The organism is Streptomyces sp. NPDC002784, from assembly GCF_053592135.1.
The window spans coordinates 214,146-229,705 of record NZ_JBSFVD010000009.1; the positions used below are offsets into that span (position 1 = coordinate 214,146).

Genomic DNA, 15,560 nt, shown 5'->3' on the forward strand with positions numbered 1-15,560 from the left:
GAAGAGAGAGCATCGTGGACGCACAATTCGACGTCGCAGTCATCGGCGGCGGCCCCGCGGGATCGACCGTGGCCTCGTACCTGGCCAAGGCCGGGCTGTCCGTGGCCGTGTTCGAGGCGGAGAACTTTCCTCGTGAGCACGTCGGCGAGTCCCTGGTCCCGGCCACCACCCCGGTGCTCCTGGAGATCGGGGCCATGGACAAGGTCGAGGCAGCCGGCTTCCCGAAGAAGTTCGGTGCCGCCTGGACCTCCGCCGAGGACCGCGACATCAACCACAACGGTTTCCGCGGCCTGAACCACGACTTCCGCGCCGCCGAGGTCCTGTTCAGCGAGCGTGACCAGGACGGCGTGGACCGGGACCACACCTTCCACGTCGACCGCAGCAAGTTCGACCACATCCTCCTCAAGCATGCCGAGGAGCTGGGCGCCAAGGTCTTCCAGGGCGTCCGGGTCGGCAAGGTCGACTTCGACGGCGAACTGCCGGTCGTGGAGGTGAAGGTCGGCTCCTCGTCGACGCACATCCCGGTCAAGATGGTCGTCGACGCCAGTGGCCGGCAGACCCGTCTGGGCAACCAGCTCAAGACCAAGATCCCGGACCCGGTCTTCAACCAGTACGCCGTGCACACGTGGTTCGACGGTCTGGACCGCAAGGCCCTCGCCGTCAACAAGGACCAGGCCGACTACATCTTCATCCACTTCCTCCCGGTGATCGACACCTGGGTGTGGCAGATCCCGATCACCGACACCATCACCTCGATCGGTGTCGTCAGCCAGAAGAAGCGGTTCCAGGAGTACGGCGGCGACCGCGAGAAGTACTTCTGGGAGACCGTGGCCTCCCGCCCCGAGCTGCTCGACGTGCTGAAGAACTGCAAGCAGGTCAAGCCCATGAAGACCGAGGGCGACTACAGCTACGGCATGAAGCAGATCGCCGGCAACAACTACGTCCTCATCGGGGACGCCGCCCGCTTCGTCGACCCGATCTTCTCCTCCGGCGTCTCCGTCGCGCTCAACAGCGCCCGGCTCGCGGCGAAGGACATCATCGCCGCCCACGAGGCCGGGGACTTCAAGCACGAGCGCTTCGCCGCCTACGAGGGCAAGCTCCGCAAGGCGGTGGGCTACTGGCACCGCTTCATCGAGGCCTACTACCGCCTCAACATCCTGTTCACCGCCTTCGTCCAGGACGACCGCTACCGGCTGGACATCCTCAAGATGCTCCAGGGCGACGTCTACGACGACGAGGAGCCGAAGGCGCTCTCCGCGATGTGGGAGATCATCGAGGCGGTCGAGAGCGACCCGACCCACCTGTGGCACCCGTACCTGGGCCAGCTGAGGTCCCCCACCGCCGCGCCCAGCTTCTGATCCACCCGGCCCTCCCCCAGCCGGGGGAGCAAAGGAGCTGGAGCGCAAAAGCCGGCCGCGTACCTTCTCCGGAGAAATCCGGGAAGGTACGCGGCCGGCACCGTTTTCGGCGCGAGCCGCGCGGGACGTCAGGCGGCACGCGCGTGCGCGATGACGGTGAGCAGGGCCCGGGGGGTCGGGGCGTCGGCGACGATCGTGTCGGGCAGCGTCAGGCCGTACTCCCGCTTGAGCCGGCCGGTGACCTGGAGCAGGGCCAGCGAGTCGTAGCCGAGCCGGTAGAAGGGCGTGTCGACGACGTCCTCGGCCTCCAGGTCGATGCCCTCGGGGACGCCGGCGCTCTCGCTGAGCAGCCGGAGCAGATCGGTGAGGGTGAAGCGGTCGGGGGATTCGGACATGGCCATGGGTGCCTCCTTGAGGGGGGTGCGGGTGTCGGGAGAAGAAGGGACAGGGACAGGAAGGGCCGCAGAGGGGCGGGGCGCGCAGGGCCGGCGGTTCAGAGCCGGCCGAGCAGCACGCCGAGCAGGCTCTGGTCCAGCGTGGTGTCGACGGCCGTGTCGGCCGCGGCGCCGAAGCCCTCGTCGCGCAGGGCGGCGCTCACCACGTAGTCGGACTCCAGGGCGTAGGTGCCGAAGCTCCACTCCGGGCCGGTGCCCGGGGAGCCGTCCGGCCGCTGGAGGCTGATGCGCGCGTCGTCGAGCGTGAAGCCGAACTCGGTGAACCGGAAGCGCAGCCCCTGGCCGATGGCCTTGCTGTACGCCTCCTTCAGCGTCCACAGCCGGACCAGGGCGCTGTTGCGGGTCTGTTCGGGCAGCGACTCCAGCAGCTCGCGCTCATGCGGCGTGCAGGCCTGGAACTCCACACCGGTGCCCACCATGGGGCGCTCGGCGCGCTCCACGTCCACGCCGAGCAGGCCGCGCCGGGTGACCCCGACGACCATGACCTCCTCGGTGTGGCTGAGGCTGATGTCGATCTGGTCGCAGCCGCGCAGGTACGGCCGGCCGCCCGGCTTGTACGCCAGGTCCACCGCCTCGGGGCTGCTGGCCAGCACCCGGGCCGCGGTGTGCTTGAGCAGCAGCCGGGAGGCGAGGAAGCCCTCCCGCACCCGGCGGTGGCTCAGCCGTTGGAAGCGGCCCCAGTCACGGGGGCCGAGCAGCGGGCGCAGAACCCTTTCTCCAGTCTCCTCGGGCAGCCAGTCGGCGACCCTGCCGTAGGTCACCACGGTGCCGCGGGTGGCCAGGGGTCCGAGCACGTCGTCCCACTGGCCGTCGGGACCGGTCACGAGCACGGGGGCTCCGGCGCTGGGAGGGGCCATCAGACGACCGCCTTCACCAGACGGTCGCGCAGGTAGGCGACCAGGGAGCCCACGGACGTCATGCTGTCGACCATGTCGGGCAGGGAGAGTTCGCCGAGCTCCGGGACCGCCTGCTCGACGCGGTACTTCAGCTGCATGATGAGGACCGAGTCGAAGCCCAGGTCCTCCCTCAGCAGGGAGTCCGTGCCGACCTCGGCCACCGGGTCGTCGATGACCCGCCGCACCGCCTGGACCACCGCGGAGATCAGATCGCCGGACGTGTCGTCGGCGTGTGTGTCGTCGGCGTGTGCGCGCATGGGCGGTTTCCTTCCGGTCAGGACTCTGCGAGGTTCGTCTCGTACAGGTCGTAGGAGCGCTTGAGCTCGTAGCGTTCGAGGACGGCCTCGAAGAGACGCCGTTCGACGGCCTCCTGAGGAGCCTTGGGGGTGTCGAGCCCCAGCAGGGCGCCCAGCCGGTGCAGTGCGCCGGTGATCCACGCCGGGTCCGCGAGGAAGGTCCCGGGGCGGGCGTCGCGGTGCTCCCGCCAGACGCCGAGGCTCGCCGCCGCGGCGCAGACCAGGGCGTACCGGTCGGTGAGGGCCAGGGTGTCCGGCGTGGAGAGTCCGTCGCCGGGGGTGATCCTGGCGAACCGCCCGCGCAGCTGGCGGAGTTCGCCGAGGAAGGCGGTGACCAGCTCGCCGAGTTCGTCGCCGAGGCCGGCGCAGGCGCTCAGGACCGGGACGATGGGGTCGGCGATGCCCGCGGGCGCCAGGGTGCCGAGATCGGCGGGCGGCAGGTCCTCCCAGGGCCGCAGCAGCGCGGCGGGCGGCTCGTCGTCCACCAGCCAGGAGGTGCGGGCCAGGTGCGGGAGCTGGGCGACCAGCATCGCCTGGCGGGCGGCGGTGCCCGCGTGGCCCTGGGCCAGCAGCGGCAGGTCGCGCGCCATGCGGCCGAAGGCGCCGTAGGGGCCCTTGCCGTCGAAGTAGGCCTCGCCCAGCACCGTGGACAGATCGTGCGCGGAGTCCTGGAGCAGCTTGGGCACGGTGTAGGCGGCGGCCGCGGCGCAGGCGCTCACCCGGTCGGGCAGCAGATGGATGCCGCGGGCGGCCGCCAGGGCGATGCTGTCGCTGATCAGCAGGTCCAGCAGGGCGCCGGTCAGCACCTCGCGCCCGTACGTCGACTTGAGCGGGCCGTAGGGGTCGTCGCCGCGGTTCTCCACGGCGAACCGGATGGCCGTGCGCAGCACGGTGTCGGCGGCGGCGATGAGCACCGAGGGCAGCAGGGCCCGGGTGACGACCGAGCAGCGGACGGCCAGCGCCATGCCCTGGCCCGGCTCGCCGATCACGGCCTTCTCGGGCACCGGGCAGTCGGTGAACTCCAGGCCGCCGAACTCGCAGCCGTCCAGGCCGACGGTGCGGTACCGGTACCGGGTGCGCAGGGCGCCCGCGGGCAGGATCTCGCGGTCGATCAGCAGCGCCTCGTGCGTGCCGTCCTCGGTGCCGGCGATGACGGTGAGACCGCGGGCCCGGGAGTAGTTGAGGACGGCGGTCTTGGCGCCGTCCAGGCGTCTCCGGCCGTCCCGTGTGACGAGCGCGAACTCGTCGCGCACGAAGTCGTTGGCGTGCGCGACGGCGGGCCGGGCGACGGCGATCCTGCCCCCGCCGAGCAACAGGGCGGCGGTCCATTCCCGCTGCGCCAGGTCACCGGCGGCCCACACGGGTGTGGCGGCGAAGTAGCAGTTGAGCCCGTACCCGAAACCGAGCGAGAGATCACGCCTGCACGCGGGCCGCACCATCCGGCCGAGCCCGTCGATCCGCTCCAGCCGGCCGCCGGACTCCACCGGCACGAACTCCGCGCCGAACTCGCAGTCGTCCAGTATCCGTTCGGCCCGGGCGAGCGTCTCGCCGCCGACCGCGGCCGTCCCCAAGGGAGCCAGCGCGCGCTCCAGTTCGTCCGTGCGGCTCCGGAGCCGCGCCTCGGCCGTGGCCGCACGCACAGATCGCTCCACCGGGTGTCACTCCTCGCGGTCCGTAGGGTCCGGTCAGTCCCCGTACGTCCGGCTACCACAACCACCCGCACGAGAACGGAACAAGCCTCCGCCGCACCGCTCAAGCCCTGGTGGACCGCCCCGCAGGCGCGCGGGGCGGCATATGCCCAGTTCAGGTTCCCGATTCCGGTTGCGGTTCGGGGGGCGGCCGTAACCACGCCACCCTCGTGTCCGCCGGCGGGCCCGTCCGCTCCTCGGGATCCCCGAGCGCCAGGCAGTCCAGCGCCTGCCGCAACCGCTCCCGTTCCTCGTGCGGCGCCCCGACACACCCGTCGAGCAGCGACACCGCCCGGTGACCGTGCCGCCGGGCCTGTACCGCGAGCCCATGGCCGGGACCCACCTCGGCGCACAACAGCGCTCCGACCGCGGTGAGTTGGCCGAGCGCCGCGTCCAGCAGCACCGGCTGGGACGGCTGCAGGGCCCAGAACTCGGGATCGACCGCCCGCTCGTCGCCGGGCCGGCCGCCCGCGCTCCCGGACAGCAGGGGCGTGTGCGGAGCCGCGTACACGGAGGCCTGGAACGCCGGCAACGTCTCCCGGCACGCCTGGGCCACCAGCGGTCCGTGCAGCCCCGCGGGCACCTGCACCCGCATCCAGGTCAGCCCGGCGACCTCCAGCGCCCGTCGCGTGGCCGCCAGCCCGAACTCCGAGCCGGACACCACGGTCTGCCCGGGCCCGTTGGACGCGGCCACCACCGTGCCGCCCCGCAGGAAGGGCGTCACCGCGGGCGGTGCGGCGGCGACCGCGAGCGCTCCGCCCGCCGGTGCCCCGGCGAGCGCGTCCGCCTGTACGGCGACCAGGCGTACCGCGTCCGTCAGCGGCAGCACGCCGGTCTGGACAGCGGCCACCAGCTCGCCGACACTCTGACCGAGGACCGCGCCGGGGCGCAGACCTCGGTCCCTCACCGTCTCGCTGAGCGCGTGGCAGACCGCGAACAGCAGCGGATGCACCTCGGCCACGGTGCGCAGTCGCTCACCGGAGGACCACAGCCGGTACAACCGTTCCCCGGCCGGGCCCAGCAGTTCCAACACCGTGTCCATCGCCGTGGTGAAGGCGGGCTCGTACCGGTACAGGCCGTAGGCCATGGCGGGGTACTGAGCTCCCGCACCGGGCAGGAGCAACGCGACCGGCGACACCGGTACGTCAGTACCGGCCCGGCGCTCGCACCCTGAAGAGCGAGAGCGGCTGGTCCAGCCTTAGTTCGGAGGAGGAGTCGAGCAACGCCCCCTGGAGCGACTGCAGTTCGTAGCTCGGGTCGAGCCCGAGCTCGCCGGCGAGCACGTCCCGCAGCCGCTGGTAGACCTCCAGCGCGGTGGTGCGCCGCCCGGCCCGGTACAGCGCGAGCATCAGCTGGAGATGGATGCCCTCGTGCAGCGGGTGCCGTGCCGCGAGCCCGAACAGCTCGCCGATGATCTCGTGGTGGCGCCCGAGCAGCAGGTCCGCCTCGATGCGGCGGCACAGGATGCCCATCCGGGACTCCTCCAGGCGGGTCACCTCGACGTCCAGCACCCGCCCGCACTCCACGTCGGCGAGGGCCGGCCCGCGCCACAGCGACAGGGCCTTGCGGAACAGGTCCGCCGCCGCCTCGTAGTCCCCCTTCTCCAGGGCCCGGTGACCGCCGCCGGAGAGCCGCTCGTACTCCCGGACGTCGACGGAACCGCCCTGGGTGTCGAGCAGATAGCCGCCGGGCTGGGTCACGAGGACGCTTTTCGCGCCCAGTGGCATATCAGGCGATGGGCCTCCGATGGCGGAGGTGATAAGGTTCCGAAGTTGAAGTATGTACGTCTGCAGGGTCGTTGCGACGCTGGGTGGTGGGGTCTCGCCCCAGACCTCCTCCACCAGCATCCCTACGGAGACGGGACGGTCAGGGTTGAGGGCCAGTACCGCGAGAACCTTGCGTGGCTTGACCGCGGAAGGCACCACAGACTTGCCGGTCTGCATCACTCTGCATGCGCCGAGCACTTCGATGTCCATCGGCATCCTCTCTGTAGCCTGCACTCCGCTGCTGAGGTTCCGCAGCATGGATTCGCTCAGTGATGTGATGGTTACGTGATGGTCCGGTGAGCGTCTGGAGTAGGGCTCAACTCGGACTCAAGTCGGCCTGGAACGCCGGTACGCGCGGATACAGCGGCCGAATCCCGCCACTCCGCAGCAGCCCGCGCATGGCCGAGCGCTGGAGCTTCCCACTGGTGGTGCGCCGTACCACGCCCGGCCGGACGAGCAGGATCACGGCGTCGGGGATGCCGAACTCCCCGTCTAGGTGGGTCTGTACGGACTCGGCGAGCGACGGCAGTTCGCCGTCGAGGACGCCGTTCTCGCGCACTTCCTGGATCACGATGAGCCGGTCGCGTTCCGGCCCCGTGGTGACGGCCGCGGTCACCCCGAACAAGGGGTTCAGGCCCTGGACCGAGGTCTCGATGTCCTCCGGCGCGACATCCACCCCGTTGACGACGACGCCTTCCTTGAGCCGTCCGATCACGAACAGCTCGCCGTGTTCATCCACGGCTCCCAGGTCGCCGCTACGCAAAAACGATCCGTCATGAGCGGATGTGATCGCCCCGAAACTCTCCTCGGTCTCGGCTCGGCGCCGCCAGTAACCCGGCGCGACGCTCTCGCCGCGGACCCAGATCTCGCCCACCCGCCCCGGCTCCAGCACCTGCCGGGTCTCCGGGTCGACGATCCGTACCTCCACCCCGCGCGGCCGTCCGACCCCGACCAGGGTCCGGCTGCGGGAGCCGTTCACCGGTGCGGTCATCCGGCCGGCGGCGAGCGCGGCGGGATCCACCGCGCGCTCCACCGGACGCCGCCCCGGGGTGCCGCCCGTCACCAGCAGGGTCGCCTCGGCGAGCCCGTACGCCGGGTAGAACGCCTGGGGCCGGAACCCGGCCGGGGCGAACCGTTCCGCGAAGGCGGCCATGGTGGCCTCCCGCACGGGTTCGGCGCCGTTGACGGCGACCTGCCAGGAGGACAGGTCGAGCCGTGCGACCTCCTCGTCCGTCGCCGCCCGCACGCACATGTCGTACGCGTAGTCGGGGCCGCCGGACAGGGTGATGCCGTACGTCTGGATCATCCGCAGCCAGCTGAGCGGCCGTGCGGCGAAGGTGGTGGCGGGCATGAGCACGCCTCGGGCGCCGAGGTGGAGCGGGTGCAGCAACTGCCCCACCAGGCCCATGTCGTGGTACGGCGGCAGCCAGCCGCCGATCACCGAGTGCTCGTCCGTGCCGAGCGCCCGGGCGATGGCCTCCTGTCCGGCCAGCAGGTTCCGCTGGCTGATCACGACGCCCTTCACCTGGGTCACGGACCCGGACGTGTACTGGATGAGGGCGATGTCGTCGTCGGACGACACCGTCGGCCGCCAGTCCTCGGGGTCCGGCAGGGCCGCCCGGTCCGCCGCGAGGCAGACCAGGTCACTGCCCGCGAAGAGCCGGGACAGCTCCGCCGCCACCGCGGAGTCGGCGAGGGCCAGGCCCACGTCGGCGTCCTTGGCGACGGCGGTCAGCCGGCGCACGTTGCGCCCGCCGTCCAGCGGGGACGGACAGGGCACCGCGGTGGCTCCGGCGTAGAAACAGCCGAGCAGCGCGGCGATCTGCAGCGGTCCCTCGCAGTGCGGCAGCAGGACGCGCTGTCCCGCCCCGCCCCGCGACTGGACCCAGGCCGCCAACTGCCGTGCCTGGCGGTCGAGTTCGCCGTAGGTCAGAGTCCGGGCCGGTGATCCCGGCCCACGGCGGGCGGACGGCTCGGCACCGACGAAGCCAAAGGCCTCGCGGCTGGGGTCCGCCGCCTCCAGGCGGCGCAGTAATGCGCCAAGAAAACCACCCATTTCGAACCGCCCCCGTTCGACTCAATGGCGCGAAGCTAACGGCCGATGCTCGAGAAACGCATGACCTCACCTCGACACCCAGACGGGTGTCGGCCGCCTGAGACCGCATCATAACGAGGGAAGATGCCGTCGCGGTACGGGTAATTCATGACGTGTTGAGGAACCGATCCGGTCGGATCCTGTCCGCGATTCCTGACCGCACCCGCGCTGAACTTGGCAAGTATCGCTCGGAGTCCCGCCGTCCGGATCCGAACGGAGCCCCGAAACATGCGACTTCGCCGCGATTGAGGCCGTGTTCGATCTCCACCGGAGGGCCGGAGGGGTTCAAGAACCTGCTGAGCCGCGCTGCAGCGCGGGCCGACGGCCCTCGCCCGGGACCCCGGACCGCGTTCGGGATACGGATCATTGGCCATTCAACTGACTTGAAACACAGGCTGGTTGAGGCGCGGTGGAATGGGCGGACCGGCTTCACCGGCGCCCGATCCACCGGGTCTCCAGGGATCCCCCAACCCTCCTCAAGACCGTTCGACCAGGTTGAGGGGCGGCACGCCAACGTCCCGCGGCGAGGAGGCAGCGCCCATGTCCGGCTCGTTACCCAGCCCCACCGGCCCGTCCGGCGACGTGCGCAAGGCCGCCGACCTCGCCGCCCAGCACGCGGCCGACGCCGACCTCGCCCGGCGGCTGCCCGGCGAGGTGGTGGACGCCCTGGTCGCGGCGGGTTTCGCACGGCACTTCGTGCCGGTCCGCTGGGGCGGGCGGGCCGGTGGCTTCGAGGAACTGCTGGACACCGTGGCCCTGGTGGGCGAGGGCTGCACCTCGGCCGCCTGGATCGCCACCGTCACCTCCGGCGCCGCCCGGATGGGCGCCTGTCTGCCCGAGGAAGGACAGAGCGAACTCTGGTCCGGCGGCGCCGACACCCTCGTCGTGGGAGCGCTCAACCCCACCGGACGGGCGACCGCCGTGCCCGGCGGCTGGCGGCTCACCGGACAGTGGCCGCTGGTCAGCGGCGTGGACTTCGCGGACTGGACCCTGGTGTGCGCGTCGGCGCCCGCCGGCGAGCGGGAGACCGCCCTGTTCCTCGCCGTGCCGCGCCGCGACTACCGGGTCGCGGACACCTGGTTCAACGTCGGCATGCGGGCGACGGGCAGCAACACGCTGATCGCGGACGAGGTCTTCGTCCCCGCGCACCGGTCCGTCCCGCGCGACGACATCCGGCAGGGCCGTGCCGTCGGCTCCGCAGCGCGGTGCCACACCGCCCCGCTGCGGGCGGTCAGCGGTCCGCTGTTCGCCGCCCCGGCGCTCGGTGCGGCGCGCGCGGCCGTGCGGGCCTGGTCGGCTCGGGCGGCGGCCCGGCCCGGACCTGCGGCGCAGGGCGTACTGGCGTGCGCCGAGGGCGACATCGAGGGCGCGGCCCTGCTGCTGCGCCGGGTGGCGCGCACGGCCGACGAGGGCCGCGGCGGCGAGGACGAGCGGACCAGGGCGCCGCGGGACTGCGCGCTCGCCGCGGACCACCTCGTCGACGCGGTGGAACGCCTCTTCCGCTCGGCCGGCTCCGGCGCGCAGGCGCAGGACGACCCGCTCCAGCGCGTCTGGCGCGATGTGCACTGCGTGGCGAGCCACGCCGCCCTGCGCCTGGACACCGCGGGCCACGCCCACGGCGGCCGGCTGCTGGGGACCGCCTGAAGCGGCACCCCGCCCCCTCCCACACCGAGAAAGGGTGACCGAGTTGCACTCAGAGACCGCCCCGCCCCCGACCGGGCCGTCGGCCCGTCCGTTCGCCGACCCCGCCCTGTACGCGGAGATCACCCAGTTCTACGCCTGGCACATGGCGCTGATGGACGACCGCGAGCCGGACGCCTGGGCCGACGCCTACACCGAGGACGCGGTGTTCGAGGAACCGGGGCGCACCGACGCGCTCCGCGGCCGGGAGGCCATCCGGGCCGCGATCACCCGGCGCGCGGCGGAACTCGCCGAGGCGGGCGTCGTCATGCGGCACTGGGTGAGCAACCTGATGGTCACCCCGTTGCCGGACGGCACGCTGCGCGCCCAGTACTACTCGCTGGTGATGCGGGCGCCGCGTGGACAGCGGCCGGACATCTTCGCGCACGTGGTCTGCCGGGACGTGCTGGTACGGGAGGGCGGCCAGTGGTTCATCCGCCACCGGCACATCGGGATCGACGCCTTGGAGCACTGAATCCGGCCCCGGCAGCGCTGCCGGGGCCTCTCGGCGCGCCTCGTCCCCGTCCTCCCGCACCGCTCAGAGGTTGTGGACACCGCCGTCCACCAGCAGCACCACACCGGTGGTGTACGCGGCCTCGGCCAGCGTCAGCACCGACTGGGCGACGTCCTCGGGGGTGCCGATCCGGCGCAGCGGGGCGCCCGCGGTGACGGCCTCGCGCGGGCCGGTGAAGTCGGCGGTCCAGGGGGTGTCGATGAGGCCGGGGGCCACCGCGTTGACCCGGACGTCGGGACCGGCGACGTTGGCCAGCAGCCGCGTCAGGTGGTTGATCGCCGCTTTGCTGACGGCGTACGGGATCGAGCTGCCGGTCGGCTTGACCCCGGCGATCGACGAGATATTGACGATGGCTCCGCCGCCGTCGGCCTTCAGGTGCGGCATGGCCGCCACGCTCATCTGCCAGGTGCCGACCACGTTGACGTCCAGGATCTCCCGCCACACCGCCGGTGAGGCCGCGGCGAGGTCGGCGTGCGGGATGAGCCGGGTGGCGCCCGCGTTGTTGACCAGCAGGTTGAGCCGGCCGAGGCGCTCCACCACCGTCCCGACGATCCGCGCCGCCTGCTCCTCCACCGCGATGTCGCCCTGGACGTAGACGGCACCGGGCAGCGAGTCGGCGAGTTCCTCGCCCTCCTTGGGCGAGTTGCGGGAGTTGACCGCGACCCGGTAGCCCGCGGCTGCCAGGGTCTTCGCGGTCGCCTCGCCGATCCCGGACGTCGAACCGGTCACCAGGGCGACGCGCTGCGTCGACATGGGTGTGCCTCCTTCGGGCGTACGGATCAGGTGGTGCCGTCGTGGGTGACGCGCCGGTACCGGACGAGCCAGCCCCCCTCGTGGCGGACCAGGGCGTCCTCGGCGTAGGTGCTCGCCGTGATCTGCGGCCGGCCGCCGCGCTCGGTGGCCATGGAGAAGGCGTAGTAGCGGGTCCGTACGACGCCCTGCTCGTCCTGCGGATCCACCTCGAGCATGCCGAGCCAGTGGCGGCGGGTGATGCCCTCGGCGACGATCTGGCCCACCCGCTTCTGCGCGGCCACGGCGATGTGCGCGCGGCCGGTCAGCGGTTCGGCGACGTTCTGGTCGAAGACGCCGTCCTCGGTGAACGTGTCCGCCCACTCCTCGACGGCGCCGTGGTCGAGGAGCCGCATCTGCCGGGCGTAGAACTGCTGGACCTGCTGGAAGAGGCTGCCGTCGGGAGCCTGGTCGGGCACGGCCGCGACTTCGGTCATCGAGTGCTTCTCCTCGTGGTCGGCTGCGCGGAGACCCTCCGCGTCCGGGCCGAGGGTGCCAGCGCGCTCTCAAGGTGAACTCGACTCATCGCACAGCAGGTGCGACGACCCTTCCCCCGACGTGAGTCGTCACGGTGGTGGCCGGCCCTGAGGCCCCTTCAAGGAGGATGTATGTCGGAGCAGGAGTCACGCACCGCCGTGGTGACCGGCGCGACCAGCGGGATCGGCCTCGCCACCACCCGGCTGCTGGCACAGGGGGGACACCGGGTCTTCATCTGCGCCCGTACCGAGGACGGTGTGCTGCGCACGGTGAAGGAGCTGCGCGAAGAAGGCCTCGACGTCGACGGCGCGCCGTGCGACGTGCGGTCCACGGAGGACATCCGGCGCTTCGTCGGCGCCGCCGTCGACCGGTACGGCACGGTCGACGTCCTGGTCAACAACGCCGGCCGCAGCGGCGGCGGGGTCACCGCGGACATCACCGACGAGCTGTGGCTGGACGTCATCGGCACCAACCTCAACAGCGTGTTCCTGATGACCCGTGAGGTGCTGAACACGGGCGGGCTGCGGCACAAGGACTGGGGCCGCATCGTCAACATCGCCTCCACCGCCGGGAAGCAGGGCGTGGTGCTCGGCGCCCCCTACTCGGCCTCCAAGCACGGGGTGGTCGGCTTCACCAAGGCCCTCGGCAACGAGCTGGCCCCGACCGGGATCACCGTCAACGCGGTCTGCCCCGGCTATGTGGAGACGCCGATGGCGCAGCGGGTGCGCTCGGGATACGCGGCCGCGTACGACACCAGCGAGGAGCGGATCCTGGAGAAGTTCCAGGCGAAGATCCCGCTCGGCCGGTACTCCACCCCCGAGGAGGTCGCCGGGCTCGTCGGCTATCTGGTCACCGACGCCGCCTCCTCCATCACCGCGCAGGCGCTCAACGTCTGCGGCGGGCTCGGCAACTTCTGACCCCCTCCGCCGTCTTCGGACCCGTCGAAAGAGGTGACACCGGTCATGACCGTACGCGAGGTCGAGCACGAGATCACCGTCGAGGCTCCGGCCGCGGAGGTGTACCGGCTGATCGCCGAGGTGGAGAACTGGCCGCTGATCTTCCCGCCCTCCGTCCTCGTCGAGCGGGTGGAGCACACGGGGAACGAGGAGCGGATCCGGATCTGGGCCACCGCCAACGGCACCGCGAAGAACTGGACCTCCCGCCGGGTCCTGGCCCCCGGGGCGCTGACGATCACCTTCCGTCAGGAGGTGCCGTCGCCGCCCGTGGCCGCGATGGGCGGCACCTGGATCGCCGAGGCCCTGGCGCCGGAGCGCACCCGGCTGCGGTTGCTGCACGACTACCGGGCCGTCGACGACGACCCCGAGGGCCTGGAGTGGATCGACCGGGCCGTGGACCGCAACAGCCGCTCGGAGCTGGCCGCGCTGAAGGCCAACGTGGAGCTGGCGACCGGCGCACCCGATCTGAGGCTGTCCTTCGAGGACAGCGTCGAGATCGACGGCTCGGCCAAGGACGTGTACGACTTCATCAACGAGGCCGACCGGTGGCGCGAGCGGCTGCCGCACGTCGCCGCGGTGGACCTGCGCGAGGAGACCCCGGGCCTTCAGGTGCTGAGGATGGACACCCGGGCCAGGGACGGCTCGTCCCACACCACCGAGTCCGTCCGCGTGTGCTTCCCGCACCACCGCATCGTCTACAAGCAGACCACGCTGCCCGCGCTGATGGCCCTGCACACCGGGTACTGGCAGCTGACCGAGGACGACCGGGGCGTCACCACCGCCACCTCCCAGCACACGGTGATCGTCGACACCGAGAACATCCACGCGATCCTGGGCGCGGACGCGGGCGTCCCCGAGGCCCGGGTGTTCCTGCGCCACGCGCTGGGCACCAACAGCCGGGCCACCCTGGGCCACGCCAAGACGTACGCGGAAACCAGGGCGCGCGGGTGATTGCCGGCATAGCCGTTCAGGAAACGTTCAGTAAAACATTGCGCGGGCCGGTTGCGGAAATCGATTCGGCCCATTGACGACTGCCGCCGTGGCGGCCACCTTTGTGGCGAAACGCCATTCCCTCGGCCACGAGAGCTGGTACGCCCATGAGAAGAATGCGGCGCTGCGTCACTTCCCTCCTGACGGCCGCGGCCGTCACCGCGACAATCTTCGTCCGGCCCACGACGGAATCCGCGCAGGCATTTCCGGCGACGCCCAAGCAGACCGTACTGAACTACCTCCGCACCATCACGGGGAACTCCATCGTCTCCGGACAGCACAACAAGGAACCCGCTACCGCGCCCGGCCAGTACACGCAGCAGGTCAAGGATGTGACCGGGCAGTACCCCGGGCTGTGGGGCGGTGACCTGATGTTCGACGCCACCGACGTGGCCAACCGCCAGCGGGTGATCGACCAGGCGAGGACCGAGTGGGCGAACGGCTCCCTGGTCACCCTGACCTGGCATGTCTGCCCTCCCACCGGCGGCAGCACGTGCCCCTTCGAGGGCGGCGTGAAGTCGAACGTGACCAACGCGCAATTTACCCAGATCATCACCTCGGGAAGCGCCCTGAACAATGCCTGGAAGCGGCGCCTCGACGAAGTCGTCCCCTACCTCCAGCAACTGGAGAACGCGGGCGTTCCCGTTCTCTTCCGGCCGTTGCACGAAATGAACGAATCGTGGAACTGGTGGGGGAACCGGCCCGGCGCGAACGGCAGCGCACGCCTCTTTCAGATCACCCGCGATTACCTCGCCGGCACGAAAGGGCTGGACCATCTGATCTGGGTCTGGAACGTCCAGGACAATCCCGCGGGCGGCTGGAGCACGTACTACCCGGGCCATCAGTACGTGGATGTCGTCTCGCTGGACGTCTGGTACAAGAACCACCCCAGTTCCGCCGACTACCAGCAGATGCAGAGCATTGCGGGGACCAAGCCCATGGCCCTCGCAGAAATGGGCAAGATACCGAACTCCACCCTGCTGAACAGCCAGACCAGGTGGGCGTGGTTCATGATGTGGTCCGAGCAGCTGCGCGGGAACAACACCAACGCCGAGATCCAGGCGGCGTACTTCCACCCCCGTGTCCTGAACCAGGGTGAGGTCGTGCTGCCCTGACGGTGCCGGTCACAGCCAGCCGTGCAGCGGGGGCGCCCGGCAGGCCGGGCAGGTGCTGGAGCGCGGTGACCGACGCGGGGTCCCAGCCGGCGAGGGCCTGCCGCTCGGCGGTGATGCCGTCGTCGTGCCGCCCGGGATGGGCGGCGCGCGGCTCCCGCCAGGTGGCGTGCTTGCCGGCCCGCAGGGCGTTCAGGTCCCGGGGCCGGGGCAGCCAGGCGGGGTCGCAGTGGACGGCTCGGGCGCAGCGAAGTCCCGGTACGGCGAGCAGCAGGGCGGCCGAGCCCAGGGAGTGACCGACGGCGACGTCGGGCGCGCCGGGCTGGGTGTCGAGCAGGGCGGCGGCGAGCGCGGTGGGCGTGGAGACGGGGGCGGGCCCGCCGGCGCCGTGGCCGGGCAGGTCCACGGCGACGACCCGGTAGCCGTGCCCGGCGATCGCCGGGGCGACCCGGCTCCAGCCCCGCGAGTCCGACATGATGCCGTGCACC

Annotated in this window: 16 protein-coding genes; 6 read left to right on the forward strand and 10 right to left on the reverse strand. The window is 71.5% G+C overall.

All coding sequences use genetic code 11. The annotated features are described in order from the left end of the window. Nucleotides 1-14 precede the first annotated feature (14 nt). The gene (locus ACWD1Z_RS18980; RefSeq protein WP_451119983.1) at nt 15-1,358 is read left to right on the forward strand and encodes an NAD(P)/FAD-dependent oxidoreductase; all 1,344 of its coding nucleotides are present in this window, start codon (nt 15-17) and stop codon (nt 1,356-1,358) included. 128 nt (nt 1,359-1,486) lie between these two features. On the opposite strand, the gene ACWD1Z_RS18985 is transcribed toward ACWD1Z_RS18980, so the two are convergent. The 7 genes from ACWD1Z_RS18985 to ACWD1Z_RS19015 all read right to left on the reverse strand — a co-directional run bounded on the left by ACWD1Z_RS18985 (nt 1,487) and on the right by ACWD1Z_RS19015 (nt 8,515). Further along, nucleotides 1,487-1,759 (reverse strand): acyl carrier protein, encoded by a 273-nt coding sequence (locus ACWD1Z_RS18985; RefSeq protein WP_451119985.1) that lies wholly within the window; start codon nt 1,757-1,759, stop codon nt 1,487-1,489. A 92-nt stretch (nt 1,760-1,851) separates the two neighbouring features. Beyond that, on the reverse strand, nt 1,852-2,670 hold the full coding sequence (locus ACWD1Z_RS18990) for a 4'-phosphopantetheinyl transferase family protein (RefSeq protein WP_389419986.1): 819 nt from the start codon (nt 2,668-2,670) through the stop codon (nt 1,852-1,854). Further along, on the reverse strand, nt 2,670-2,966 hold the full coding sequence (locus tag ACWD1Z_RS18995) for an acyl carrier protein (protein WP_451119987.1): 297 nt from the start codon (nt 2,964-2,966) through the stop codon (nt 2,670-2,672). Before ACWD1Z_RS18995 ends, ACWD1Z_RS18990 begins: the two co-directional genes overlap by 1 nt. A 17-nt stretch (nt 2,967-2,983) precedes the next feature. Beyond that, nucleotides 2,984-4,657 carry an acyl-CoA dehydrogenase gene (locus ACWD1Z_RS19000; protein WP_451119989.1) on the reverse strand — a complete coding sequence of 558 codons (1,674 nt, stop codon included), beginning with the start codon at nt 4,655-4,657 and terminating at the stop codon, nt 2,984-2,986. 151 nt (nt 4,658-4,808) lie between these two features. Beyond that, on the reverse strand, nt 4,809-5,831 hold the full coding sequence (locus tag ACWD1Z_RS19005) for an acyltransferase domain-containing protein (RefSeq protein WP_451119991.1): 1,023 nt from the start codon (nt 5,829-5,831) through the stop codon (nt 4,809-4,811). 7 nt (nt 5,832-5,838) lie between these two features. Next, nucleotides 5,839-6,669 carry an AfsR/SARP family transcriptional regulator gene (locus tag ACWD1Z_RS19010; RefSeq protein ID WP_015657270.1) on the reverse strand — a complete coding sequence of 277 codons (831 nt, stop codon included), beginning with the start codon at nt 6,667-6,669 and terminating at the stop codon, nt 5,839-5,841. A gap of 106 nt (nt 6,670-6,775) precedes the next feature. Continuing rightward, nucleotides 6,776-8,515: a fatty acyl-AMP ligase gene (locus ACWD1Z_RS19015; protein ID WP_451119993.1), complete on the reverse strand. Its 1,740-nt coding sequence runs from the start codon at nt 8,513-8,515 to the stop codon at nt 6,776-6,778. 579 nt (nt 8,516-9,094) lie between these two features. Here ACWD1Z_RS19015 and ACWD1Z_RS19020 point away from each other — a divergent pair. Both ACWD1Z_RS19020 and ACWD1Z_RS19025 read left to right on the forward strand, forming a co-directional pair. After that, nucleotides 9,095-10,198, forward strand: coding sequence for a hydrolase (locus ACWD1Z_RS19020; protein WP_451119995.1), 1,104 nt, complete (start codon nt 9,095-9,097; stop codon nt 10,196-10,198). Nucleotides 10,199-10,232: 34 nt separating this feature from the next. Then, nucleotides 10,233-10,709 (forward strand): nuclear transport factor 2 family protein, encoded by a 477-nt coding sequence (locus ACWD1Z_RS19025; protein ID WP_451119996.1) that lies wholly within the window; start codon nt 10,233-10,235, stop codon nt 10,707-10,709. A 63-nt stretch (nt 10,710-10,772) separates the two neighbouring features. Here ACWD1Z_RS19025 and ACWD1Z_RS19030 read toward each other — a convergent pair whose 3' ends face one another. Then, nucleotides 10,773-11,501 carry an SDR family NAD(P)-dependent oxidoreductase gene (locus ACWD1Z_RS19030; RefSeq protein ID WP_451119998.1) on the reverse strand — a complete coding sequence of 243 codons (729 nt, stop codon included), beginning with the start codon at nt 11,499-11,501 and terminating at the stop codon, nt 10,773-10,775. Between the two features lie 26 nt (nt 11,502-11,527). Next, nucleotides 11,528-11,974, reverse strand: coding sequence for a nuclear transport factor 2 family protein (locus ACWD1Z_RS19035; RefSeq protein WP_451119999.1), 447 nt, complete (start codon nt 11,972-11,974; stop codon nt 11,528-11,530). A gap of 171 nt (nt 11,975-12,145) precedes the next feature. Between ACWD1Z_RS19035 and fabG the strand changes: the two genes are divergently transcribed. From fabG to ACWD1Z_RS19050, 3 genes are all read left to right on the forward strand, one after another. Then, a complete protein-coding gene (gene fabG, locus ACWD1Z_RS19040; RefSeq protein ID WP_451120001.1) occupies nt 12,146-12,931 on the forward strand; it encodes a 3-oxoacyl-ACP reductase FabG in 786 nt (261 codons plus the stop codon). A 45-nt stretch (nt 12,932-12,976) separates the two neighbouring features. Next, entirely contained in the window at nt 12,977-13,921 is a 945-nt protein-coding gene (locus ACWD1Z_RS19045) for an aromatase/cyclase (RefSeq protein WP_451120003.1), read from the forward strand. Nucleotides 13,922-14,067: 146 nt separating this feature from the next. Next, on the forward strand, nt 14,068-15,075 hold the full coding sequence (locus ACWD1Z_RS19050) for a glycosyl hydrolase (RefSeq protein ID WP_451120004.1): 1,008 nt from the start codon (nt 14,068-14,070) through the stop codon (nt 15,073-15,075). On the opposite strand, the gene ACWD1Z_RS19055 is transcribed toward ACWD1Z_RS19050, so the two are convergent. Continuing rightward, nucleotides 14,969-15,547: an alpha/beta hydrolase gene (locus ACWD1Z_RS19055; RefSeq protein ID WP_451120006.1), complete on the reverse strand. Its 579-nt coding sequence runs from the start codon at nt 15,545-15,547 to the stop codon at nt 14,969-14,971. The genes ACWD1Z_RS19050 and ACWD1Z_RS19055 overlap by 107 nt on opposite strands. Between the last annotated feature and the right edge of the window lie 13 nt (nt 15,548-15,560).